Annotated in this window: 13 protein-coding genes and 1 pseudogene; 5 read left to right on the top strand and 9 right to left on the bottom strand. The window is 75.6% G+C overall.

What is annotated here, in order from left to right:
- From ACFV0O_RS05390 to ACFV0O_RS05380, 3 genes and pseudogenes are all read right to left on the bottom strand, one after another.
- Positions 1–1,952, bottom strand: a pseudogene (locus tag ACFV0O_RS05390) (hypothetical protein); the annotation flags it as partial.
- 206 nt (positions 1,953–2,158) lie between these two features.
- On the bottom strand, positions 2,159–3,745 hold the full coding sequence (locus tag ACFV0O_RS05385; RefSeq protein WP_380336701.1) for a lipase maturation factor family protein: 1,587 nt from the start codon (positions 3,743–3,745) through the stop codon (positions 2,159–2,161).
- A 420-nt stretch (positions 3,746–4,165) separates the two neighbouring features.
- Positions 4,166–5,242: a GAF domain-containing protein gene (locus ACFV0O_RS05380; RefSeq protein WP_380336655.1), complete on the bottom strand. Its 1,077-nt coding sequence runs from the start codon at positions 5,240–5,242 to the stop codon at positions 4,166–4,168.
- A 410-nt stretch (positions 5,243–5,652) separates the two neighbouring features.
- On the opposite strand from ACFV0O_RS05380, the gene ACFV0O_RS05375 reads away from it, so the two are divergent.
- The 5 genes from ACFV0O_RS05375 to ACFV0O_RS05355 all read left to right on the top strand — a co-directional run bounded on the left by ACFV0O_RS05375 (position 5,653) and on the right by ACFV0O_RS05355 (position 11,091).
- On the top strand, positions 5,653–6,921 hold the full coding sequence (locus ACFV0O_RS05375; RefSeq protein ID WP_380336652.1) for an acyl-CoA dehydrogenase family protein: 1,269 nt from the start codon (positions 5,653–5,655) through the stop codon (positions 6,919–6,921).
- A gap of 506 nt (positions 6,922–7,427) precedes the next feature.
- Positions 7,428–9,593, top strand: a complete 2,166-nt coding sequence (locus tag ACFV0O_RS05370; protein ID WP_380336649.1) for an ATP-binding protein — start codon at positions 7,428–7,430, stop codon at positions 9,591–9,593.
- Complete coding sequence (locus ACFV0O_RS05365) at positions 9,593–10,024, top strand: roadblock/LC7 domain-containing protein (RefSeq protein WP_360251186.1); 432 nt, start codon at positions 9,593–9,595, stop codon at positions 10,022–10,024. The genes ACFV0O_RS05370 and ACFV0O_RS05365 overlap by 1 nt, the downstream gene beginning before the upstream one ends.
- The gene (locus tag ACFV0O_RS05360; protein WP_360251183.1) at positions 10,021–10,404 is read left to right on the top strand and encodes a DUF742 domain-containing protein; all 384 of its coding nucleotides are present in this window, start codon (positions 10,021–10,023) and stop codon (positions 10,402–10,404) included. Before ACFV0O_RS05365 ends, ACFV0O_RS05360 begins: the two co-directional genes overlap by 4 nt.
- Positions 10,405–10,515: 111 nt before the next feature.
- Positions 10,516–11,091, top strand: coding sequence for an ATP/GTP-binding protein (locus ACFV0O_RS05355; RefSeq protein ID WP_380336646.1), 576 nt, complete (start codon positions 10,516–10,518; stop codon positions 11,089–11,091).
- 194 nt (positions 11,092–11,285) lie between these two features.
- Here ACFV0O_RS05355 and ACFV0O_RS05350 read toward each other — a convergent pair whose 3' ends face one another.
- The 6 genes from ACFV0O_RS05350 to ACFV0O_RS05325 all read right to left on the bottom strand — a co-directional run bounded on the left by ACFV0O_RS05350 (position 11,286) and on the right by ACFV0O_RS05325 (position 24,686).
- Positions 11,286–11,738 (bottom strand): MarR family winged helix-turn-helix transcriptional regulator, encoded by a 453-nt coding sequence (locus tag ACFV0O_RS05350; RefSeq protein ID WP_380336643.1) that lies wholly within the window; start codon positions 11,736–11,738, stop codon positions 11,286–11,288.
- Positions 11,739–11,845: 107 nt separating this feature from the next.
- Positions 11,846–13,813, bottom strand: coding sequence for a hypothetical protein (locus tag ACFV0O_RS05345; RefSeq protein WP_380336640.1), 1,968 nt, complete (start codon positions 13,811–13,813; stop codon positions 11,846–11,848).
- Between the two features lie 2 nt (positions 13,814–13,815).
- The gene (locus ACFV0O_RS05340; RefSeq protein ID WP_380336637.1) at positions 13,816–17,550 is read right to left on the bottom strand and encodes a DUF5682 family protein; all 3,735 of its coding nucleotides are present in this window, start codon (positions 17,548–17,550) and stop codon (positions 13,816–13,818) included.
- Between the two features lie 4 nt (positions 17,551–17,554).
- Entirely contained in the window at positions 17,555–18,751 is a 1,197-nt protein-coding gene (locus ACFV0O_RS05335; protein WP_380336634.1) for an AAA family ATPase, read from the bottom strand.
- Positions 18,748–23,832 (bottom strand): hypothetical protein, encoded by a 5,085-nt coding sequence (locus ACFV0O_RS05330; protein WP_380336632.1) that lies wholly within the window; start codon positions 23,830–23,832, stop codon positions 18,748–18,750. The genes ACFV0O_RS05335 and ACFV0O_RS05330 overlap by 4 nt, the downstream gene beginning before the upstream one ends.
- A complete protein-coding gene (locus tag ACFV0O_RS05325; protein WP_380336629.1) occupies positions 23,829–24,686 on the bottom strand; it encodes a DUF4132 domain-containing protein in 858 nt (285 codons plus the stop codon). The genes ACFV0O_RS05330 and ACFV0O_RS05325 overlap by 4 nt, the downstream gene beginning before the upstream one ends.
- Positions 24,687–24,770: the final 84 nt, after the last annotated feature.

Genomic DNA, 24,770 nt, shown 5'->3' with positions numbered 1-24,770 from the left:
ACCTCTTCGGCAACAGCCTCGGTCAGCTCGGCAGCGGGCTCCTCGGCCTCAACGGCCGGCTCCTCCACCTCGACAGCAACGGCCTCGACCTCAGCCGCAGGCTCCTCGGCGACAGCCTCGGTCACCGGCTCGGCCTCGACGGCCGGCTCCACGGCAACGACGGCCGGCTCCTCGACGACAACCTCAGCCACCGGGACGACCTCGACGACCTCTTCGGCAACAGCCTCGGTCAGCTCGGCAGCGGGCTCCTCGGCCTCAACGGCCGGCTCCTCCACCTCGACAGCAACGGCCTCGACCTCAGCGGCCGACTCCTCGGCGACAGCCTCGGTCACCGGCTCGGCCTCGGCGGGCTCCTCGGCAGCGACGGTCTCCACCGCCACCTCGTCGGTAGCCTCGTCAACCTCGGCGGCGGACTCGTCGGTGACGACGTCGGCCTCGGCGGCCGGTTCCTCGACGACGACCTCGGTCTCCGTGACCTCGGCCTCGACCTCGGCCGGAGTGGGCTCCTCGACCTCGACGGCCGGCTCGGTCTCCGCCACGGCGTCGACCGGATCGGCGGTCGCGGCGGCGACCAAGTCGTCGGCGGCCGGGGAGGGCGCAGGGAGGGAAACCGCGGCAACCGGGGTCTCTTCCTCCGCCACCGGCTCGACGTCAGCGGCGTCCTGGTCGACGCCCGAACCCGTCACCGCCTCGACCTCGACCTCCGCGACCTTGACCTCGGCGACCTCGGTCTCAGCCTCGGCGCCGGTCCCTGCCTCGGTCCCTGCCTCGGGCTCGGCCTCGACAACGGCCGCAGCCTCAACCTCGGCCTCGGCACCCGCCGCAACCTCGTCGGCTTCCTCGACCGGAGCCGACACCGGGACCTCCTCCACGAGGCCGTCCCGCTGTCCACCGGCCAGCGCCTGACGCGCAGCCGCTTCGGCCTCGGCGTCGGCCACGGCGGTGTCGTCCGCCTCCGTCGTCGGCGCCTCGACCGCGCTCTCCTCGGCGGCGGCCTGCTGCGCCAGCCCGTCCCGCTGCCCGCCGGCGAGTGCCTGGCGGGCGGCGTACGCGGCCTCGGCGGCGCGGCGGTCGGCCTTGGTGGCGGCGAGTTCGGCGAGCAGGTCGCCGAGGCCGGCCTCCTCCAGGCCGGCGCGCAGGCCCCGGATGGTGGGGAGGCGGTAGAGGGTGCCCTCGTCGGCGGCGAGCCGGTCGACCAGGTCGACGAGCTCGGTGAAGGGGAGCCCGTCCAGGTCGTGGTCGGGCAGCAGGCGGGCGAGGTCGCGCAGGCCGCTGTTGATCGCCTCGAAGGCCTGGGCGGTGCGGTCGACCAGGGCGCCGTCGGCGGGCGCGGTCGGGAGGGCGCCGGCCGGGGCGAGGGCGGCCCAGGCGCGGCGCTCGATCTCGGCGGAGGTGAGGGCCTCGTGCAGGTCCTCGCGGCGGATGCGGCGGTCGGTGGCGAGGGCGGTGGCCTGCTTGCGCAGCGAGCGGCCGCGCAGCCAGGAGAGCTTGACGCCGTTCTCGCGGCGCCAGGCGCTGTCGGCGGTGGCGGCGGCGAGGGCGCCGAGGTCGGCGTCGTAGGCGGCGCTGGTGAGGGTGGCGGAGGTGCGGCGCACCCGCTGGAGCATCTCGACCAGCAGCGCGGTCTTGGCGACGGTGTCCGGCTCGTCCAGCTTGGCCTCGGCGGCGAGGGCGGTGACGGCCTCCCAAGTCTGCTGGAGGTCGTGTCCGCGCAGTTCGGCGAGCGCGGTGGAGGCGGCGCGGGCGTCCTCCGGGGTGGCGACGGTGTCGACGGCCGCGTACCAGGCGTGGGTGTCGGCGGTGAGGGTGAAGGCCCCGAGTTCGGCGTAGCGGCCGAGGTCTTCGCGGAGGTCGGGCTCCGCGGCGGCGTCCTGGGAGTCCTTGACGTCTGCGGCGTCGGCGACGTCCGCCGGGTCGGCTGCGTCGGCGTTGCGCGAGTGAAGCACTGTCATGTGAGGTCCGGTTCTGGGCGACGACGGCGGGGCTGGCGGCGAGGGGGCGGCGGACCGGTTGCGCGGGGTGCCCCTGGGGCGGGGCGAGGGGGCGCGCGGTCGGCCTGCCGGTTGTGGAGGCCCAGAATACGGGTGCCCGTTCGAGCGTTGCACGCACCCACCGCCCCGACGGGTCGGTGTCGTCTGCCATACCGCCCACCTGGCCGCTACTCGGGTGACCCGCCCGGGTGGTCCGGCGCTGGTCCGGACGGGTGGCCGGGCCGCCGAACGGTGGACGGGCCGGGGCGCCGGCCGGGCTGCCGGGGCCGTTCCAGCGGGACTTCGCGGACGCTGCGGGGCGGTCGGCCCGGCGGTGGCCGGTACCCGGCCCGGCCGAGGGCGGGCAGGTCGACCGGCGCGAGGTACTCGTGCAACGCGGTGCGGTGCCACCACGCTCCGGTCTCCCGCAGTTCGCGCCAATCGGTGAACCGGTAGTGGTAGAGGGTCGCCCGGACGTGGGTCGGCGGAGCGTCCGGGAACGGGTTGTGGCGCAGCAGGCGCAGGGTCGCCGGGTCGCCGGCCAGGAGGCGGGCGACGAGGGGCAGGAACCAGGGGCGGGCGTAGCCGGGCGAGATGCCGGCGAACCACATCAGCCAGTCGAGCCGCAGGTGGTAGGGGGCGTACTGGCGGGGGAGCCGGTGGACGTCGCCGGGTTTGCCCTTGAAGCCGTACTCGCGCCAGACGGTCCGCGGGGTGAGGACCGCCTCGTCGGTGCCTTCGACGACGACCTCCTGGCGGAGGCGGTTGACGCTGCCGAAGGCGCCGTAGGTGTTGACGAGGTGGAGCCGGTTGAAGGAGCGGTTCATGACCTGGCCGCGGGAGATCATGTTCCGCACCGGCCAGTAGCTGAGGACGAGGACGGCGGCGGTCAGCGCGATCACCAGGGTCTCGTACCAGAGCGGGGCGTCGGGGTAGCCACGGGCGTGGACGGGCAGGCCGAGGCGGGCGGGTTCGACGGCGGCGAGGGCCAGGGCGACGGTGAGCCAGTTGAGCCAGGCGAAGTTGCCGGAGGCGATCAGCCACAGCTGGGTGGCGACGACGGCGCAGGCGGCGTAGCTCGCGATCGGCTGCGGGAGCAGCAGGCAGACCGGTACGACGAGTTGGACGGCGTGGTTGGCCGCGGCCTCGATCCGGTGCAGCGGGTCGGGCAGGTGGTGGAAGAACCAGCTGAGCGGTCCGGGCATGGGCTGGGTCTCGTGGTGGTAGCGCAGGCAGGTCAGGTCGCGCCAGCAGCTGTCGCCGCGCAGTTTGATCAGTCCGGCGCCGAACTCGACCCGGAACACCAGCCAGCGCATCAGCCACAGCACCAGGGTGGGCGGGGCGGTGTCGGCGTTGCCCAGGAAGGCGGCGAGGAAGCCGGCTTCGAGCAGCAGGGACTCCCAGCCGAAGGAGTACCAGGTCTGCCCGACGTTGACGATGGAGAGGTAGAGGACCCAGAGCACCGCCCAGAGCACGATCGAGGCCCACAGCGGGACGGCGTCACCGAGCCCGGCCGTGACGGCGGCGGCGAGGGCGGCCCCGCTCCGGGCGACGGCGGCGAAGAAGCGGTCGCTGTAGTGGAGGTGGAACAGGCCGGGCGACTGCCGGAACGGGACGCGGGCGGTGAAGCGCGGCACCGGGAGCATGCCGTCCGTGCCGATGAGTGCGCGGAACTGGGCGGCGGCGTTGAGGAATCCGATCAGGTACAGGGCGGCGAGCAGGCGTTGGACGAGCAGCCGGCTCAGCCAGTAGTCGGGGGCGGCGAACCAGTCCATGCGGCCCATGCCTACCACCGCCGCGCGGCGGGCGGGCCCGGCCGGGACGCGGGCGGCGGACGGTTCACCCGCTCGGCCCGGCGAACTGCGCCGCACGGCCCGGACTGCCGTCGGACCACCGTTGGACTGCCGCCGGACCGCCGTCGAACGGAATCGGAACGGAACCGGCCCCGGACGGCAGCGTGGCGGGGAGCCTCTCCTCGGGGGTGAGAGGCGCCCCGCCACGGCGGTGAGCGGTACGGGTGGTGCGGTGATGCGGGTGATGCGAGTGGCGCCGGTGGCACCGGTGGAGCGGTGGTGCAGGCCGTACGAGCAATGCGGGTAATACGGATGATCCGGATGGAGCGGACGGACGGTACAGACGGTACGGACGGCGAGGACGCGAACCCCGGTGCCGCACGCGGGCGGGCGGTCGGCGGTTCAGCCCGGCAGGACGACGCCGGATCCGCCGGGGATGCCCGGGCGGCCGGTCGCGGTCGCGGTGCCGTTCTGCTGCAGCCGGTCGACCAGCAGGGCGGCCAGCGTGCCGAGTTCCTCCTCCGTGCGGGACTGGGCGGTGACGTCCATGCCGACGGTGAGGACACCGTTGACCTGGCCGGTGCGCGCGGTCCGCAGCGGGGTGCAGGTGAAGCTGAAGATCTGCTGGATGCGCTGGGCCTCGGGGCGGGTCGACTGCACCCGGACCTCGTTGAGGACGGTGGTGCGGCCGGTGCGGTAGGCCTCGGAGACGGCCTGCTGGAGGCCGGCCACGCCGAGTTGCGGGTAGGCCTGCCCGATCGCGCCGTACGCCACCGGGGCGCCGAAGGTGTCGGCGTGCTGGGCGTTGGCGTAGCGGATCTCCTGGCCGGGGCCGTCGGTGAGCATGATGGGGAACGGGGAGCCGTCGAAGGCGGCGAACATCTCCTGCTGCTGGGCGAGGAGGTTGTCGCGCAGCCGGATCTCGGAGAGCAGCGCCTCGGCGAGGTGCTGGATGTCGCGGAGCCGTTCGCGCCCCCACTGCCGGGGTTCCCGGTCGAGGACGCAGACGGTGCCGATGACGGTGTTGGTGTCGTCGACGAGCGGGGCGCCGAGGTAGGCCCGGACGCCGAGTTCGTCGACGACGGGGTTACCGGCGAACCGGGGGTAGGCCAGGATGTCGTCCAGCGCGAGGGGCGAGCGCTGGGCGACGACGTGCGGGCAGAAGCCGTGGCTCATCGGCATCTGACGGGTCGGGAGGTCGAAGGCGATGCCGCGGTCCGCCCACGAAGCTCCCTCTTCGGCCGCGACCTCGGCCGAGTTTGGCGGAATGTAGAGCCCCCGGAACATCTGGCGCTCGTCGTTGATGAAGTTGACCATCGCGATGGGAGCGCGGGTGATGCTCGCTGCCAGGTGCGCGAAGCGGTCGAAGGCCTCGTCCGCGGACGGTTCGTTGAGACCCAGGCTGCGCAGCCTGCGAGTCCGCTCGGACTCCCCGGCGGCACCCGGGAACTGGCCTTGAGTGCTCATCACATCAGTCATGGCGCACATGTAATCAGACATCCGGGCCCTTCGGTGCTACCGGTACCGGTCACCACCCTTGCTGATGAACAGTCAAAGCCGCATGTGAACGGCCGCTCAGCCGGATCGTGAGGAGGGGGAAGATCACTCCCCCGTCCGCACGGGAACGAAACCCGCGAGTAACAACGACGACCGGAATCCCGCCAATCCAAGATCAACTAGGTGTGAAGGGGGTGTTCACATATGACAATGAGCCCTGCCGAAGACACGGACGGTATTCCTCTCCCCCCGGGAAGCCGCGCCAGGGTCCGCATGCACCGATTGCAAGGGAGCGATCGGCCGTCACCCCCACCGATTCCCCGCGGGGCGGCCGGAGCGGCATCGACGGCATGAACGGAGGCACGACACCCACTGGAATGAGAGGACCAAGCATGGCTATGGACTACTTCACCGACGAGCGACACGAGAGCCTCCGGGCGGAGGTCCGAGAGTTCGCGGAGAAGGAGGTGCGTCCGCAGGTCGCCAGAATGGAGGCCGACCGCGAGGTCGAGTTCGAACTCTCGCGGGAGATCGCCCGCCGCGGCTGGATCGGCGTGACGATCCCCAAGGAGTTCGGCGGCCTGGGGCTGGGTCATCTCGCCAAGACCATCATCGTGGAGGAACTCGCCCGCGTCAGCGGCGCGATGGGCGCCATGGCACAGGCCTCCCAGCTCGGCGTCGCCAAGGTCATCCACTTCGGTTCCGACGCCCAGCGGCGCGAGTGGCTGCCGAAGTTCGCCTCGGGCGAGTCCCTGCCGACCATCGCGGTCACCGAGCCGGAGTCGGGGGGCCACGTGCTCGGCATGGCCGGCACCGCCCGCCGCGAGGGCGACGAGTACGTGCTGAACGGCCGCAAGTGGTTCGTCGGCAACTCCCACATCGGCGACGTGCACGGCGTGGTCTTCCGCACCGACAAGGGCAGTGGGGGGCTCTCCGCGTTCCTCGTCGAGAGCGACCGCCCCGGCTTCCGCACCGGCACCCTCGGCACCCAGGGCGGCCTGCACGGCTTCAGCTTCGGCGAGCTGATCTTCGAGGACTGCCGCATCCCGGTCGGCAACCGGCTGGGCGAGGAGGGCCAGGGCCTGGACGTCGCCTACTCCTCCTCCACCCTGTACGGCCGGCTGAACCTGGGCGCCGTCGCGCTCGGCATCCACGTCGCGATCGTCGAGGACGTCGTGCGCTACGCCGAGGAGCGGGTGCTGTACGGCAAGCCGCTCAACCAGCTGAACAGCGTCGCGCTGAAGCTGGGCGAGCTGCAGTCCAAGCTGATGACCGCCAAGCTGGCCGCGTACCACGCCTCGCACCTGCTCGACCACGGCAAGCCCTGCGACGCCGAGCTGATGAACGCCAAGCTCATCAACACCGAGTACGCGATGGACTCGGCGCGCAGCGCGATGGAGATCCTCGCCGCCCGCGGCACGCAGGAGGAGTTCAACATCATCCGCTACCTGCGCGACGCCACCCACATCTACGCCCCGGCCGGCACCTCGGACGTCCAGAAGCTGCGGCTCGGTCAGGTCGCCTCGGGCACCTACGGGAAGCAGTGGTCGGCCGAGCTGTCCGACCTGGCGAGCTGGGCGTGGACCGAGCTGAACCAGCTGGAGGCCGAGGGCCGCGACGAGCAGGACGGACAGGTGGTGCGGATACCGCTGGCGAGCTGACCACCGGCACCGGAGCGGGCCGAACGCCGGCACCGGAGCGGGCTGACCGCCGACACCGCGCCGGTCGTCGGCTCCGGACCGGGCCGAACGCCGGTGTCCGCGGTCCGGGCGGGACCCGGCCGGACCGGACGGCGGCGATCCGTCGGCCCACGACCGCTTGACCTGTTCCTGACGGCTCTCCGGGAGGCGCACCCCGCCTCCCGGGGAGCCGTCCGCATGTCACGGTGAAGGCGCTGAGCTGCGGCGATCCGTCGGCGAACGCTTCGCCCCGCAGGGCCCGGCAGAGCCATCAGCCGTTCACATATCGTCAGTTGATGTTGCGATGAGGGCACCTGGGACTGATAGGTTTCCTGCCGTCGGCGGCCGTGGCTGTACTCCGCCCGGACGGTGACACCGCGTCACCCCGTCCGGCAACCCCGGCCTCGGCGCCCTGAAGCCCGCCCGGGCCGACCCGCCGTTAGGATCCGCGACCCGGCCTGCAACTCGGCCCTGCACCAAGGAATCAGATGCCAGGCATATCGGCCCCCCGCACGGGCCACCGCGCCGGCCGGTCCGGCTCCCTCCGCGGCTCGCTCCTCGCCCTCGTGCTGGTCCCCAGCCTGGGCCTCGCCGCGGCCTGGGGCTACGCCGCCTACCTGCTGCGCGACGCCGGGAACAGCACCGCGGTGCTGATCGGCACCGTCGTCGTCGCCCTCGTCCTGCTGTTCAGCCTGATCCGCGGCATCCGGGCCGCCCGGGCGCTGTCCGGCCGCCTGTCCGGACTGCGCGCCGACACCCTCGCGCTCGCCCAGAGCGAGATCCCCGAGGTGGTCGGACGGCTGCGCGCCGGCGAACCGGTGCCCACCCCGCCCGCCTGGGCCCCCTCCCGCCGGATCGGCGACGAGGTCCAGCAGACCGCCGACGGCCTCGCCGCCGTCCGCCAGGCCGCCGTCGCGGCCATCGTCCACCAGGCCCAGGGACGGGAGGGGACGAAGAAGGTCTTCCTCAACATCGCCCGCCGCACCCAGATCCTGATCCACCGACAGATCAGCATGCTGGACGCGCTGGAGCGCGAGCACGAGGAACCCGAGCTGCTGCGCGAGCTGTTCGCGGTCGACCACCTCGCCACCCGGATGCGGCGCAACGCCGAGAACCTCGTCATCCTGGGCGGCGCCCTGCCCGCCCGCCGCTGGCGCAACGCCGTGCCCATGGTCAACGTGCTGCGCAGCGCCGTCTCCGAGACCGAGAACTACGCCCGCGTCGTCGTCCAGGGCGTACCGCGCGCCTCGCTCAGCGGGCAGGCCGTCGCCGACGTCATCCACCTGGTCGCCGAGCTGATCGAGAACGGCACCACCTTCTCCCCGCCGTACACCCAGGTGCAGGTCTCCGCGCAGGAGGTGCCCAAGGGCCTGGCGGTCGAGGTCGAGGACCGCGGACTCGGCATGACCGAGGACGAGTACGAGCGGCTCAACGAGTACCTGGCCAACCCGCCGGAGCTGGACGTTTCGGCGCTCGGCGACGACCTGCGGCTCGGCCTGTTCGTCGTCGCGCGGCTGGCCGCCCGGCACGACATCCAGGTCACCCTGCGGCCCTCGCCGTACGGCGGCACCCGGGCCGTGGTGCTGGTGCCCTCGGCGCTGCTGGAGCAGGCCGAGCAGGCGGCCGCGGTACCCGGGCTGCCCTCCGGGGCGCGGGTCACCCGCACCCCGGCGCCGGAGGCCCGGCCGACGGCGGAGGGCGACCCCGGCGAGGCCGACCAGGCGCTGTCGGGCGCGCTGGCCGGAGTGCTCAGCGGGCTGCTGGGCACCGGGCCTGGCGGCGCCGCTCCGGAGGCCCCCGAGGGGAGCGCTCCGGGAACGGCCGCCGGGCCCGTCGCGGGCAACGGCAGTGTGATCGCCGGCGACGGTGTGGTCCTCGACGGGGTGCTCCTCGACGGCGGCCTGCCGGAGGACGGCCCCCTCGACGGCGTGCTCCTCGACGGGGTGCTCCTCGACGGCGGCCTGCCGGAGGACGGCCCCGCGGGACCCGCCAACGGCGGACTGCCCGTCGGTGCCCAGATCCCCGGACTCCCCGGTGCCGTCGTCGTGCCCAGGCCCGTACTGCCGCGCCGGTACGACATCCCGGGCGACACCTCCGGCGACGGGACCGCGAACGCCCCGGGGAACGGGCCGACGGCCGGCCGCCACGGCACGGACCTCCCGGCCGAGCCGGCCGCGGCGCCCTTCGACGGGGTCCCCGCCGACCACTCCGCGCCGACCCACGAACGCCCGCAGGAGGACAACGTGGAGCACGGCCCGGACGGCGAGCTGCGCACCCCGCGGGTCCTGCCGCAGCGGGTCCGCAACGCCAGCCTCGCCGAGCAGCTCCGCGAGGCCCACTCGCCCGGCGCCCTGCCGCCGTCCTCCGTCGGCCGCCCCGGCCCGGCCGGGCCCACCGGCCCCGCCGCACCGCCCGCCCCGGCCGCGCCGCTCGCGCCCCGGTACGGCGGCGCCGAGGCCGACACCGAGGACACCTCCCCGCAGCGCTCCCGCGCCACCATGGCCGCCATCCAGCGCGGCACCCGGACCGCCCGCGCGGCCGCCACCGAACCGGGCGCCCCGGACCCCACCGCGCCCGCCGCCCCGCACACCCCGGCCGCACCTTCCGCCGCTCAGGAAGCCTCCGCCGCTCAGGAAGCCAAGGAACAGCAGTGATGACGCAGCACACCGAAACCCAGCGCGACCTCAACTGGCTGCTGGACCAGCTGGTCGCACGGGTACCCGAGACCCGGCACGCCATCGTCCTCTCCGAGGACGGCCTGCTGGTCGGCATGTCCCGGAACCTCGACCGGGCCGACGCCGAGCACCTGTCCGCCGTCGCCTCCGGCCTGCAGAGCCTGGCCCGCGGCGCCGGACACCGCTTCAACGGCGGGCGGGTCCGGCAGACCGTGGTGGAGATGGACCAGCTGTTCCTGTTCGTCACCACCGCCGGTCAGGGCGCCCGGCTGGCCGTCCTGACCAGCGAGCAGGTGGACGCCGGACTGATGGCCTACGAGATCAACATGCTGGTCAAGCAGGTCGGCCAGTACCTCACCGCGGCGCCGCGCAGCGATGCCGGCCAGGTCGGCGCGGGTGGCGGTGCGTGACCACCGCCGACGCCGACGAAGGCTGGTTCTACGACAAGGACGCCGGCCACCTGGTCCGTCCTTACGCGATCACCAACGGGCGCACCGGCCCGGTCCGTGACGGCTTCGCGCTGATCACCCTGGTGGTCACCGCCGACCCGCGCGCCGACACCAGCCGGCTCACGCCCGAACCGGCCGCGATCATCGACCTGTGCCGCGAACGCCCGCTGGCCGTGGCCGAGATCGCGGCCACCCTCGACCTGCCGGTCAGCGTGGTCAAGGTGCTGCTGGACGACCTGGCCGAGGCCCGGCTGATCCTCACCCGCGCCCCGGTCCAGCTCGCCGAGGCACCTGACATCTCGCTGATCCAGGCCGTGATCGAGGGCGTCCGCCGGCTCTGACGGACAGGCGTCCCCGTCGCGGTCGCACCGCGCCGGCGGGGCGCCGCCCCGTCGGCGCCCCGGTCGCACCCCTTGCCCCCGTTCTCCCCGTTCCCTTCCAGGAGACCCGAATTGACGACCCAGAGCCTGGTGCCGGGCGCGGTCAAGATCCTCGTCGCCGGCGGCTTCGGCGTCGGGAAGACCACCATGGTCGGCTCGGTCAGCGAGATCGAACCGCTGCAGACCGAGGAACGGATGACCCGCGCCAGCATCGGGGTCGACAGCCTCGAAGGCGTCCAGGACAAGTCCACCACCACGGTGGCCATGGACTTCGGCCGGATCACCGTCCGCGAGGACCTGGTGCTCTACCTCTTCGGCACGCCGGGGCAGTTCCGCTTCTGGTTCATGTGGGACGACCTCGCGCTCGGCGCCCTCGGGGCGATCATCCTCGCCGACACCCGGCGGCTCGAATCCAGCTTCGCCGCCGTGGACTTCTTCGAGCAGCGCGGCATCCCGTTCGCGATCGGCGTCAACTGCTTCCACGGACGCCGCGAGGCCAGCCCCCAGGAGGTCCGCCGCGCCCTGGACCTCGGGCCGGAGGTCCCGGTCGTGCTCTGCGACGTCCGGGAACGGTCGTCCAGCAAGGACCTGTTGCTCGCCCTGCTCGACCGGGTGCACCAGGAGGCCCTCGCCGCCGGGCGGCGGTGAGGGCCCGCTCCCGGTCGGGCGGGGCGGGCGGGGCGGGATGACCTTCCGGGCCGGCCCGGCCCGGTGGCACAGACGGCCCTGCGGGACGGCCCTCCCCACCGGGTTCAGGCGTGGCCCCGAATGCAGCTCCCGGGCGTGGGCCTCAGGTACGGGTCTCAGGCGTGGGCCTCAGGTACGGGTCTCAGGTGCGGGTCTCAGGCGTGGGCCGGGTGGAGCTCGGCGAGCGAGCCGACCAGCGGGGCCAGTTCCGGGACCTCGGTGGCCTGCGCCAGCGTCGCCTCCAAGGCGGCGTCGTGCACCGGACGGGCGGCCGCCAGCAGGTCACGGCCCTCCTGCGTCAGCTCGGTGTAGATGCCGCGCCGGTCGTCCGCGCAGAGGTAGCGGCTCAGCAGGCCCCGGTCCTCCAGGCGGCTCACCAGCCGGGTGGTCGCGCTGCTGCTCAGCGCCGCCGCGCGGGCCAGCTGCTGCATCCGCATGTGCCAGCCGTCCTGGCGGGAGAGCGCTTCCAGCACCGTGTACTCGACCACCGAGAGCCTGCACTCGGCCTGCAGCGCCTTCTCCAGCGCGGTGTCGATCATCCCGTGCAGCGCGGCGAGCGTGCGCCAGCCACGGGCCCGGATCTCGGCCGCGTCGTCCCGGATCCCCATGGCGCGCCGTCCTTTCCGCTGCACCGCGTGTTCGGTGCCTCCCTCGTCCCAAGTATGCCAGTAGGCGCGGATTACCGGTCCCTGCAAACAGTTCCGCGGCCCACGGTTCACCCCTCCCCGGTCCAGGCCGCCGAGCAGAGCGCCGAGGCCAGTTCCTCGGTGTACCAGGCGGCCGCCAGCCAGGCGGTGGCGTAGGCGTCGTGGTCGTCCGCGACGATCCGGCCGAACACGTCCCGTCGGCGGTTCGCCGCGGCCGCCCGCAGACCGTCCAGGAGTTCGGCGGCGGTGGCCAACCCGGCGGCGCGCAGCAGGCCCCGGTCGGCCGCCGCCGTGGCCTCGCTCGGGGCGAGGGCGTTCCGGCCGGTGGTGACCGTCTGCTCCACCCGGCGGCCGAGCACGTGCACGGGCGGGCCGTACGGCGCCGGGGGTTCCGGCCGCTCCGGGGGCGTACCGGCGACCCCCTCGGGGGGCGTGGGGCCGGCGGGCCCGAGGTCCGTGGACCCGAGGTCGGCGGTCCGAAGGTCGGCGGTCTGCAGGCGTTCGAGACCGAGGTTGACCCGGCCCGCGCGGTCGGCGGGCAGCGCCAGCGGGTCCGGCGTCTGCACGTCGGGCGCCTGCGGGGGCGTGCCGATCGCCAGCAGGCGCAGCTCCGGGCGGTCCGCGCGCTCCAGACGGCCGACCACCCGCAGCCGTAGACCGGGCGCGGTGGCGAGCAGCGCAAGGTTCGCCCGGAACGGCAGGTCGGGGTGCTCGTGCGCCGCACGCAGGGCGAGCACCGGGCCGCCCTCCGTGCAGCGCGCCCGCAGTTGCGGCACTCCGCCCGGGCCGGTGGGGGCCGTGCCCAGCAGCGTGACGTCGAGGAACAACAGGTCGCTCCCGGCCGGGCGGCTCTCGTACGGCAGGTCCTGCACGGCGAGCGCCCGTGCCACCTGGGCGGCCACCGGTTCGGACCAGAGCCGGGCCGCCGGCTCCGCCGTCCACGCCGCACCCGCGGCACGCACGGCGCGGACGGCGGCGCCGGCGCCCAGCCGCCCGGTGGCGGAGCGGGTCGCGCCCTGGACCACCAGCCCGGCCCGGCTGAACTCCCGGTGGCTGAGCGCGGTGTCGCCCAGCCGGACCGTCCGGTTGCCGGCCCCGACCGCCTGCGGGACGGCGGCCGCCGCGTCGTCGTGCGGCATGACCTCGGCGATCGTGCTCAGCCGCCCGTCGGCGTCCACCGCCCAGCTGACCGCGCCCGCGTGGGTCGCCGTCAGCACCGGCTCGGCGAACAGCCCGTGGAGCCGCAGGCCGCCCTCCTCCCGGTAGGCCTGCCGCGCGGTGCCGCGCAGCTCGGCGACCGGGCCGGTGCCGGCCGTCAGGGCCGTGGTGAGGCCCAGCAGTTCGCGCAGGCCTGCCACCAGGTCGGCCAGCCGGTGGTCGGGGGCGCCGGACCGGGCGGCCCGGACCCGGGTCACGACGGCGACGGCCGCCGCGGCCGGGCGGTACAGGCCCGCGACCCGGGCCCGGTGGGCGGCGCGCAGGAGCTCGGCCTGGGAGACGGCGCCCGCGCCGCTCACCCCGGCGGCGAGGACGGCGGCCGCGGCCCGGTGCAGGTGCCGGGCGGCCTCCAGTTCGGCGGCGGTGAGGGAGGCGGGCGCGGTCGGCCCGGCCGCCTCCCGGGCTGCACCGGTGTCCGCCGCGCCGGCCGCTCCGGTCGGCGCACTCGGCCCCGCCTCCCCGGTCGGCTCCGTCGGCCCTGGCGACCCTGTCGGCCCTGGCGGCTCCGTCGGCTCCGGTGCCTCGGCGAGCGGGCAGAGGGTGACGGCCGCGGCCCGGTGCACGCAGGCCGGGGCGAGCAGGCAGCCGCAGCGGACGTCCGCCTGCTCGGCGACCGTCCCGCCCGGGGCGTGCAGGACGAGCACCGTCTCCTCGTCCACCTCCACCCGCCACTCGTCGCCCTCCCGCACCACCGGACGCTCCGCCAGCTTCGCCGCCGCACCGTCCAGCCGCTTCTGCAGCCGGGCGCTCAGCCCGGCCACCACCTCCGCGACCACCTCCGGCCGCACACCGGGCCAGTCGTTCGTCCGATCGGTCACGCTCATCGCACCTTCTCCCCCACCCAGCGGGCCAGTTCCAACGGGCTCAACGCCGCCACGGGCATTCCGGCCGCCACCAGCCGGCCCGCGACCGCCTTCGAGTAGCGGGCCGTGCCGGTGTCGTCCAGCGCCGCGCAGCCGAGCAGGTGCACACCGGAGTCCACCAGCGCGCGGGTCTGGGCCAGCAGCCCGGCGACCGGCCCGCCCTCCTCGAAGTCGCTGACCACCGCGACCAGCGTGCGGGACGGCACCGTCACCAGCTCCCGCGCGTAGCGCAGCCCGCTCGCGATGCTGGTGCCGCCGCCGATCCGTACCTCCAGCAGCAGGCTCAGCGGATCCTCCACGCGCTCCGTGAGGTCGACGACCTCGGTGGAGAACGCGACGAAGTGGGTGCTCAGCGAGGGCACCCCGGCCAGGATCGAGGCGGTCAGCGCTGCCCAGACCGTGGAGGCCTCCATCGACCCGGAGACGTCCACCACCAGGATCAGCCGCCAGTCGTTGGCCTGCCGCGCCCTGGTCCGGAACACCGGGCGCTCGGGCACGATCAGGGTGCCGCCCTCCGGCGAGGGACGGGCGGTGGCGAGATTGGCCCGGATCGTCCGGTCCAGGTCCAGCCCGCCGCCCGGACGGCGGGACGGGCGCGGCACCGCGATGCCGGTCAGGGCCGGGCGCAGCCTCGTCGCCAGCTCCCGGGTCAGTTCCTCCACCAGGCGCCGCACCAGCGGACGCAGCCGGGCCAGCCGGGCCTCGGGCAGCCCGCCCGCGTGCTCCAGGACGGTGCGCAGCAGATCGACGGACGGGCGGACCGCCGCCGGGTCGACCGCCTCCAGGACGTCGGTGCGGCCCTGCGCGACGGCGGCGGCCAGCACCTCCTCCCGCAGGCCCGGGCCGAACAGCGACTCCAGTTCCTCCGCCCACTCCCGCACGCCCGGGTAGGGGGCCTCGCGGCCGCCCCGGTTGCCCCGGCTGTCCGCTCCGGGGCCGGAGCCCTCGCCGTGGCCGCTGCCGTACAACTCGTCCAGGGCGGTGGCGAGTCGGGCGCCGCGGCCGGTCAGGCCACCGTTCCCGGGGCGGCCCAGGAGCAGCCGCCAGCGCTCGGCGGGGAGGAGGGCGTGCCGGTGGACCGGGTCGGCGGGGTCGGGCCGGGCGACCGCGGTGGGATCGTCGGGCTTCTCGGCCGTGTCTGCCGCGGGGGCTGCCGGTGCTGCCGGTGCTGCGGATGCCGCCGGTGCTGCCGGCAGCAGGCCGCGGCGGGCCAGAGCGGCGCGGGCCGCGAGGTCCGCACGCACCCACTCGGCCACCACCGCGGGGCCGGCCTCCTCGGGCAACGCGGTGAGCCGGGTGCCCAGACGCTCCTCGACCAGGGCCAGCAGCCGGTCGCGGGCCGCCGGGCTGAGCGTGTCGAAGCCGCCGCGCAGCGCGGGCAACCGGTCCAGGAAAGCGCCGTCGGGCAGCGAGGTGACCCGCTCCAGGACCGGCTCCAGTGCCTCCGGCGCGGCGTCGAACAGTCCCTCCGCGGCCGTCAGCAGGCCGACCAGCGAGCGCCCGAGCACCTGCCGCGTCTCGGGACCGGTCGCGCCGTCCACCCAGGAGGCCGCCCGGCCGCCCAGCACCCCGGCCGGCTCCTGCCCGAGCAGCACCCGAACCGCCCCGGCCGCTCCCCGTACCAACGGGCTTCCGTGCATGGCGAGTTCGGCCAGCACGTACGCCAGCCGCACCCCGCCCAGCCGGTCCGCCCGCCGCACCAGCTCCACCAGTGCCCGGGCGTCCTGCGGATCGTCCGACCCGCCCAGCCCCTCCAACTGCCGTACTGCGGCGACCGTCAGAACCTCACCGGCTTCGGCCGGCGACCCGGTGGCGCACTGCGCGTGATCGTCACCGACCGCGCCCTCCGCAGCGCTTGACGCTCCGCCACCGGCTGGCGCGGCAGCCACCTCGTCGTCGCTCCCGGACGCGTGGGCGCCCGCGTCGGGTGCGGCGCCGCCCGGACCGCCGGTCGTGCTCGGGGCCGCCGCCGCGTCCGGGGTGCGGACCGGGAAGTGGCCCGCGGCGAGGCGGTCCAGGAGGGCGAGGGCGTCGAGGAGTTCGGGGAGGGTGCCCGAGGCGGGGAGGGTGGTGGTGAGTCGGGTGAGGCGGTCCTCGGTGAGCACGGGGAGGGCGCAGGAGGCGGCGGCGGTGAGGCCGTCGATGATCTCGCGCGGGCCGGGGTCGGCGCCGAGGCGGATGCGCAGGGCGCCCTCGGCGGCCTGGGCGGGGGTGACGCCCCGGGTGCCGGCGACGGTCAGCATGGCCGCGGTGGCGGGCGTCCAGTGGACGCGCCAGCGGGTGCCGAGGGTTTCGGTGCCGCCCGCACCGGTGCCGGCGACGGGGTCGGCGTACGGGACCTCGCAGGCGGTGAGGCGGTGGAGGAGGATCTCGCGGCGGCGGTCGAGCGGGCTGCGCAACGGGTCGAGCCGCAGGTCGCGCGGGCCCGGGTCGGCGGGGCCGGGGAGGCCGAGGTCGGCGAGCAGGGTCTCGACGGCGGGGGCGAGCCCGCTGCGCGGGGCGGCGGGGGTGGGCCGGCCGGTGCGGGTGCCGACCAGGACCTGTTCCAGGGCGCGGGCGACGGCTCGGCCGCGGCCGAGCGGTTCGCCCTGAGCCAGGACGGTCTGCACCGCTTCGACCAGTTCGCCGCGGCCGGGGGCGGCGTGGCCGCGCAACCGGGCGAGGTCACCGGCGAGGCGGACGATCTCGCGGGCGTCGGCCGGTCCGCTGGGGTGGTCCTGGGCGCGCAGGGCGACGCAGATCCGGACGGCGGTGGTGGTGAGCGCGTCGGCGAGCCGTTCCGGATCGCCGCCGGCGTCGAGGACGGTGTGCTGCCACTCCGGGTCGCGGATGCCCGCCGGGTAGCCGGAGCGGGCGTCGAGCAGCGGGTAGGTGTACGGGATCAGGGAGAGAACGTGGCCCGGTTCGTCCGGGTGCGGCGGCTCCTCGACGGCAGGCGGCCCGTCCAGCAGGGCGGGGGCGTGGAAGGCACCGATCACGGCGGCGATCCGGCGCCCGCCGGCCGCGGCGTCCCGGATGCGGGCGCGCATCCACTCCTCGCGGCGCAGGTCGTACGGGTCGACGCCGGGGCCGGTCTCGGCGTCGTGGCGCAGTGCCCAGCCGACGAGCAGGGCGGCGCGCCGGACGGCTTCCGGGGTGGAGCCGGGGGCGGCGGTCTCGACCAGCCGGTCCCACAGGTCCTCGTCGGAGTCCCGGCCGGTGAGCCGGTGGCGCAGCGCGCCGGCCACGCCGGGCGCCTCGGCACCGGGATGCCCGGGGCCGGGTCGGCCCTCCCCGGAGCGGGCGGCGCGCCGGGCGAGCGGGAGGTCACAGGCGATCACCTCCACCCCGTTGCGCCGGGCCCACCGCAGGGCGGCCAGTTCCGGGGAGAAGTCGGCGAACGGGTAGAAGGCGGGCCCGCCCGCCTCCTCGGTCCCGGCGGGGGCGGCCGCGAGGGCGACCGGGGCTTCGGTCGCCTCGTCGGCGAGCAGGCCGAGCCAGGGCTGGAACTCGGCGGGCAGTTCGACCAGGACCGCCTCCGGCCGGGCGGCGTCGAGCAGCGCGGGGACGACCGCACTGAGGGACGGCGCGTGGTGGCGTACGCCGATCAGGTAGGGGCCCGGTCGGCCGGCGCCCGAGGCGGCCAGCCGGTCGGCCTCGGTCCGGACCCTGCGGTCCGCGTCGTCCGGGACGGGAGTCACCGCGCTGCTCATCGGATCAGGCCTCCAGTGCCGAACGGAGGTCCCACAGGGTGCGCCAGGTGCCGGCGCCCTGCTCGGCGCGGCGCCGGACCGGGCCGTCCCAGTAGCCGAGCAGACGGGCTGCGTCGGCCGGGTCGTCCTTGCGGACCACGCCGAGGAGCTGTCCGGGGAGGCGGCCGAGCAGGTCCCCGCCGTCGGGCAGGTAGGCGGCGGTGACGCCGAGCGCGGTGGCGACGGAGACCGCCTCCGCGGTGCTCATCACGGTGGACGGGCGCTCGACGTCCCAGCCCTCGGTGGAGCGGCCGGTGCGCAGGTCGCGGAAGGCGGTGACCAGGGCCTCCAGGACTGCGTCGTCGACCCCGTAGGCGGCGCCGGCCCGGGCGACGGCGACGGTCGACTGGCGGCGGACCAGGTCGACCTCGGCGGCGAGGCTGCCGATCGGGCCGACCGTCTCGAAGTTGAACCGCCGCTTGAGGGCCGCGGACATCTCGCTGACGCCCTTGTCCCGCAGGTTGGCGGTGGCGATCAGGGTGAAGCCGGCGGCGGCGTGCAGCTGTCCGTCCGGGGTGCCCGCCAACTCGGGGACGGCGATGCGCCGTTCGGAGAGCAGGGAGACCAGGGCGTCCTGCACCTCGGGCAGGCAGCGGGTCACCTCCTCGACCCGGGCGACCGCCCCGGTGGTCATCGCGGTGAGCACCGGGGAGGGGACGAGGGCCTCGCGGCTGGGACCCTTGGCGAGCAGCAGCGCGTAGTTCCAGCCGTACTTGAGCTGGTCCTCGGTGGTGCCGGCGGTGCCCTGGACGGTGAGCGCGCTGCTGCCGCAGACGGCGGCGGCGAGCAGTTCGGAGAGCATCGACTTGGCGGTGCCGGGCTCGCCGACGAGCAGCAGGCCGCGCTCCCCGGCGAGGGTGACGACGCAGCGCTCGACCAGGGCGCGCTCGCCGACGAACTTGGGCTCGATGACCAGGCCCTTGCGTCCGGCCTTGAGCTTCTCGCCGCCGCTGCCCATCACGAAGGTGACGACGGCGCGCGGGGTGAGGCGCCAGCCGGGCGGGCGCGGGCCGGCGTCGTGCGCGGCGAGGAACTCCAGCTCGGCGGCGTACTTCTCCTCCGGCGGGACGACCTGCCGCTCCGCGGGGGCCGGAACGGGCGGCGTACCGGTGGCGGTCCCGGGGGTCGTGGTCCCGGGGGTCGTGGTCTCGGTGGCGGTCATCGGCGGGCCTTCCTGCGCTTGCTGGTCTGGAGCTCTTCGTAACCGGGGGCGTCACCGTCGACGGTGCGCTGCCAGGCCCGGGCGAACAGCTCGGGAACGGGCAGGGGCGCCAGCACCGGGTGGTGGGTGGGCAGTTCGTACAGGGCGGCCTTCCAGGTCTCGGCCGGCAGGGCCGGGGACTTGGCCTCCTGCCAGCCGCCGGGCAGGAAGAGGGCGCGGCCGGCCCGGGCGCGCTTGGCCTCCAGCACCAGGTCGGTGGCGGCGAGTTCGGCGCGGGCCTTCTTCAGCCGGGCGGGCTTCCAGCCCGTCCAGCGGGCGACGTTGCGGTCGGTGGGGTCGGGCAGGGCGAGCAGTTGGAGGTAGAGCGCGGCCGCGTCCTCGCCGAGGCCGTGGGTGCGGGCCGCCTCGGCGACCAGCTCGGGGGCGGACAGCTGTGGGTTCTGCAGCCAGGCGGGGGCCTCGCCGGTGGGCGTCACCCCGGCGGCGGAGGCGGCAAGTCGCTCCGTTTCGCCGCGCAGGACGGACTCGATGGCGACGCGCTCCAGGGCGAACCAGTAGCTGTCGGAGAGCCCGTCGACCAGGTCGAGCAGCGGGTCGTCCGGGCCGCTGAGGCCGGCCGGGCGCAGCCAGACCCGCTCGAAGCCCTCGTAGCCGGGGCCGATGACGAGCGCCGGGCCGCAGCGGACCAGGCCGTCCGGGTCCGCGCCGCCCTCGGCGGGCAGCCCGAAGTGGGTGCGCAGCACGGCGGCCAGCGGGGTGCCCTTGGTGGTGCGGAGGAGTTCGAGGTCGAGCAGCAGCTCCGGGTCGGCCAGGCGCCGGCGCAGCGCGGCGGCCGCCTCGGGAAGTAGCGGGCGCAGCGGGCTGTCGGCGGGCAGGTGGTAGGCGAGCCAGCGCAGGGCGTCGACGGCCTTGTCCAGCGCGCCGGACTCGGGCACCGCGGTGATGTCCGCGGGCAGCAGCCGGGGGGTGTCCCGGCCGTCGCTGCTGAGCCGGAAGGTGGTGGTGCCGGTCAGCCAGCGCGCGCGGGCGGGGTTGAGCATCTCCTCGATGGTGGTGATGGAGACGCCCTGGACGGTGGCGTGGGCCTCCTCGGGGAGGGTGACGAGCCGTCCGAAGTGCCGGATCCAGGCCTCGGCCCCGGCGGCGACGTCGGGTCCGTCGGTCCACAGCGTCTTCGGGTCGGCGGGCATCAGGGCGCTCCAGACGGCGGCGACGCCGGCGTGGTCGTGTCCGCGCAGCCAGCTGTGGGCGGCCCTGGTCTCGGCGGTCTTGAAGCCGAACTCGGCGGGCACGTCGATGTTGCCCCAGTGCAGCAGCCCGGACGGCGGGCAGAGCAGCAGGGTGGCGCGGGTGGTGCCGATGCCGGTGAGCGCGGAGAAGGCGGCGGCCCGGTCCGCGTCCCAGGGGACGGTGCCGCTCAGCGCGGCGGCCTGCCGGAACGCGGTCGCCCAGGTGGCGTCGACCCGCTCCTCGGTGCCGCGCTCGGAGACGGTGGTGAAGTGCGCGACGGGGCCGAACTCGCCGCTGGGGTCGTGGTCGGCGGCGAGCCAGTGGACGGTGCCGTCGTAGTTCCGGCCCCGGTGGCCGAGGATGACGACGGTGCGGTCGCCGTGGCGCAGCACCTCGCCCTGGCGGTGGGTGGCGGGCCGGCCGGTGGTGTCGCGTTCCGCCGGTTCGGAGAGGACGATCTCGCGCAGGGTCGCACCGCGGTCGGCGAGCGGGGCCCCGGTGAGTTCGTCGATCAGCAGGAGCAGCGAGGGGCGGTGGGCCGTCCGGGTGAGCGGGGAGGCCACGGCGTGGGCGAGGACGTCGATCCGGCCGAGCAGCCCCAGCCAGCCGTGGTTGGCGTCGCCCCCGCGCAGGGTGACGGTGACCGGGGTGCTCCAGCCCTCGGCGCTCGCGGCGGGCGGGGCGGCCAGGACGGCGGTGACGGCGCGCAGGTTGTTGAGTACCCAGCACTGGTCGGAGCTGCCCCAGCCGCCGCCGAAGCCGTCGAGCTCGGGCAGGACCCCGCGGACGGCGTCGCGCAGCTCGTGGTCGCGGCCGTGCTCGGGCTGCCAGACGGCGGCCTCCGCCTTGGTGGGGCGCTCGGCGTCCGGCTGCGGGACGAAGCGGGCGGCCCTGTCCAGCAGGTCGGCGGCGGCGCGGGCGAGCCCGGCCACGCCGGCGAGCAGCAGCGGGTGGGCGATCCCGGGCAGGACCGTGCCGACCGCCTCGACGGGCAGGGTGTGGCGGGCCTCGCCCCGCTGGGCCACCGGGCGCCGGACGCCCTGGACCGTCAGCCAGCGCTGCTCGTCCTCCGGGACGGGCTCGGGGTCGACGGGCCAGGCGAGGTCGATCAGCCGGGCGGCCTGCCCGGTGGTCACGGTGCGCAGCACCCGGGAGCCGGCCTCGTCGCGGGGGCGCAGGGCGTGCCAGTGGTCGTACGGCGGGATCAGCGCGGTGCCGGCGGCGGCGAGGTCGCCGCCGCGACAGGGGCGCAGGTCGGTGGTGCGGGCCGAGCGGTCGGTGAGGTCGGGCAGGTTGAGGGAGTAGTGGTCGTCGCTGTCGTGGCTGACCACCGGGGCGGCTTCGCCGGGCAGGGTGAGCCGGCCGACCGGCACGGTGTCCGTCCGCTGCCGGCCGTCCAGCGGCATGACGATCCGTCCGCCGTCGGCGGTGAAGGTGGTGACGGCGCGTCCGGCGTCGGCGCGGACCCAGCTGCCGAGGACGGTGCCGTCGGTGCCGAGCGGGGTGCCCTCCAGTCCGGGCTGCAGCGGCAGCAGGCGGGTGCGGTCGGTGACGAGCCGGCCGGCCCCGGCGGTGGCGGCGATCACGGGCGGTTCGGCGATCCGGCCCAGGGTGCCGGTGGCCGGGTCGAGTTCGCGCAGGACGCGGCTGCCGTCAGTGGCGTGGCGCAGCGTCCAGTGGCCGGTGCCGTCGCCGAGGACGTGGCGTTCCTCGGGCATCCGGGTGTCGCCGGGGTGCAGCGGGCGCTCGCCGGTGGTGCGGCCGCCGCCGGACAGCGGGAGCGAGGGGGCCTCCGGAGAACGCTCGCCGTAGTAGTAGCCGGCGATGCTCTGGCCCTCCAGGACGAAGGTCTGCTCCGGCCGTCCGGACCAGTAGGCCCGCTGCTCGCCCTCCTCGTACCAGACGACGAGGAGTTCGCCGTCGACGAAGCGCAGTCGGGGCCGGTTGCGGGTGCCCTGCAGCGGGGGCACCCGCAGGGTGTGCTCCAGCAGGATGCCGTCCGGGCCGACCACGACGGCCCGGTCGAGGCGGGCGAGGACGAGGTACGGCCAGGCGTCCTCGACGATCAGGTCGTTCAGGCCCCGGGGGCGGTGGCCGGGGGCAGTGACCGGGAGGGCGTCGGCGGCGGGCGGGTCGGCGAGCTTGGCGAGCGCGTCCTCCAGGGCGGGCCAGCCGAGTTCGTCGAGGATGCCGGTGGTGAGGGCGCCGGTGAGCAGGCCGGTGACGTCGAGTGCGGCGATCCGCTCGGCGGCGGCCGGGGCGACCGTGCGGATGGCGGTGCGGTGCTGGCCCAGGGCGCGGACCAGGTCGGCGGCGGCGGCCAGGCCGCGGGCGGCGGCGACCTCGTCGGCGCGGGCCTCGGCCCACTCCGCGAACAGCTCGTTCAGCAGCGGCAGCGCGGGGGCCTGGCGCTTGACGGCCGTGTCCCAGGCGCCCGGGGTGGCGCGGCGCAGCAGCGGCCGGAAGCGGTCGTCGGCGGCGACGGCCGCGAGGCCGGGGCTGTCCGCGCCGGTCTGGGCGACCCAGTCGCGCAGGTCGAAGCCGAGGCCGGCGGGCGGGTCGGCGACCGGGACGCCGGCGGCGAGCAGGAGCTCCAGCAGGTCGATGCGGGTGTGGCTGGCGCGGACGCCGGTGAAGAGGTCGACCGGGACGGCGTCGGCGCGCAGCCGCTCGACCATCCGGCGGGCCAGGGCGAGGGTGGCCGGGCAGCTGGGCCGGCTGCGCCAACCGCGGCCGAGGTGGTGGCTCCAGCGCTGGAGCCAGGCGGCGGCGGGTTCGGCGCCCTCGGCGCGCGGGCCGGTGAGCAGTTCCTCGGCGCCGGTGGCGGTGAGGACCTCCAGCCAGGTCGCGTCGTACGGGGAGTCGGAGCCGGAGCCGCCCGGGTCGGGCAGCAGCTCCAGCAACCGGGTGCGGACGGCGGCGTCGCGCCGGCCGAGGTCGAGCAGCGCGCCGTGCCAGGACTTCCAGAACGCGGCGGGTGCCCGGTTGACCGCCGGGGAGTCCAGCAGTTCGGCGAGCAGGGCCTGTTCGTGCTCGGTGCGGTCCAGTCCGGCGGCCCGGATCAGGGCGCGGGCGTCCTCGGCGACCCCGGCGTACGGGGCCATGCCGGCCGCGGAGCGTTCGGTGCACAGCTGGCGGAAGCGCTGCCAGGCGGTCAGCGGGTCGAGCCGCTGGGCGAGCTCCTTGACGTACTGGCGCAGGGACTTGACGGTGAGCGCGCCGGCCAGGGCGAACTCCAGGAAGACGGCGCGCAGCCGCTCCTCGTCCACCGTCAGGCCGTGGGTGCGCTCGGCCTCGCGGGCCTTGCCGAACCAGGCGGCGGCGTAGGTCTGGTTGCCGCAGCCGAGGAAGATCCGGCCGACCTCCTCGCAGAAGGTGGGCAGGAAGTGCGGGACGGCGCGGCCGAGGCGGGTGGCGAGCGCGTCGAAGCCGTCCTTGGCGGCGCCGGGCTTGGAGGTGGCCTGGCGGGCCAGCCGCTCCATCTCCTTGACCAGGGCGAGCGCGTGGTGGCCGTTGGCCGGGTCGTGGACCAGCGCCCAGGCGGGGAAGCCGAGCGCCTCCTGGCGGACCTGGCCGACCTCGACGGGCTCGGCGTCGGGCGTCAGGCCGAGGAAGTCGAGGGCGAGGTCCTCGGCCCCGCCGAGCGCGCCGGGGACGAGCCGGACGATCCGGCGGCCGTCGAGCGCGGGGTGGGCGTAGGTGCGGGCGGTGAGGAGGTCGGCGGCGCTGTCGGGGCGGCCGGCGTCGGCCAGGGTGCCGGTGGGCAGCACGGCCCCGGCGTCGAGCAGGGCCTCGGGCGTGGCGGTCGCCGCCGGGCCGGTGGTGGTGGTGTTCGAGCCGGTGGCGGTCATGCGGCGTCCTCCCCTTCGATGGTGCGGCCGGCGTGCAGGGCGGCGGCCATCCGCATGCCCTCGGACCAGGCGACCGGTCCGACCTCGGTGAGCGGCAGGGCCCGGCCGTCGGGGCCCGCCCAGCTGAGCGCCCCGGTCTCGCAGGCGTCGTACTCGTAGTAGTCGCCGACCCAGACCCGGGCCTCGACGGTGCGTCCGCCCTCGGTGATCGACTGGACGGCGGAGCCGCCGCGCACCCGGCAGCCGAGCCGGTTGCAGCGGCCGACCAGCTCGCGCAGCTCACGGTAGCGGCCGCCGGCGTAGGTGGTGATCTCGGTGCCGCCCGGCAGCTCCGCCGGTCGGTGCCAGACCTCGCGGTAGAGCTGCTGGACGCGCTGGGAGACGCCGAGTTCGACGGCGAACTCGCGCAGTTCGTCGAGGTCCTCCAGGAGGACGGGGTGCGGTATCAGGACCTCGCCGTCGGTGAGGCGGACGGTGTCGCCGTCCAGGTCGACCAGGCCGAGGCCGCGCTCGGCGTCCGCGCCGCGCAGGAAGCCGGCGACCGCGCCGTCCGCCCCGGTGACCACCAGGTCGCGCAGCACGGCCTGCCAGGCCGCGTCGGGCCACACGGCGGTGATCACCGCGGCGGGCACCGGCAGCGAGCGCACCATCCAGCGCTCGACGTCGTCCAGGCAGCTCCGCTCGTGCGCGGACAGCCACTCGGCGAGCTGCTTGAGCTGGGTGACCACCGGGTCGTCACCGAGCTTCGACGGAACGGACTTGAGCTCACGGCCGGCCGCGTTGCGGCACACCACCCGGCCCTCACCGTCGAGTGCGACGCGGTACCCTCCCGCGCCCGTCTCCACCCATGCCACGGCCGTACTCCTCCCACCGGGGAACCACCCGGGAACCACGTCTCGATCGCCTGCTGACCAGCGATGCGAGGAACGTAGCGAGGC

The organism is Kitasatospora sp. NPDC059577 (genome assembly GCF_042735475.1).
In the GTDB taxonomy this organism is placed as follows: Bacteria; Actinomycetota; Actinomycetes; order Streptomycetales; family Streptomycetaceae; genus Kitasatospora.
This window is presented reverse-complemented; position numbering and strand designations above follow the sequence as displayed.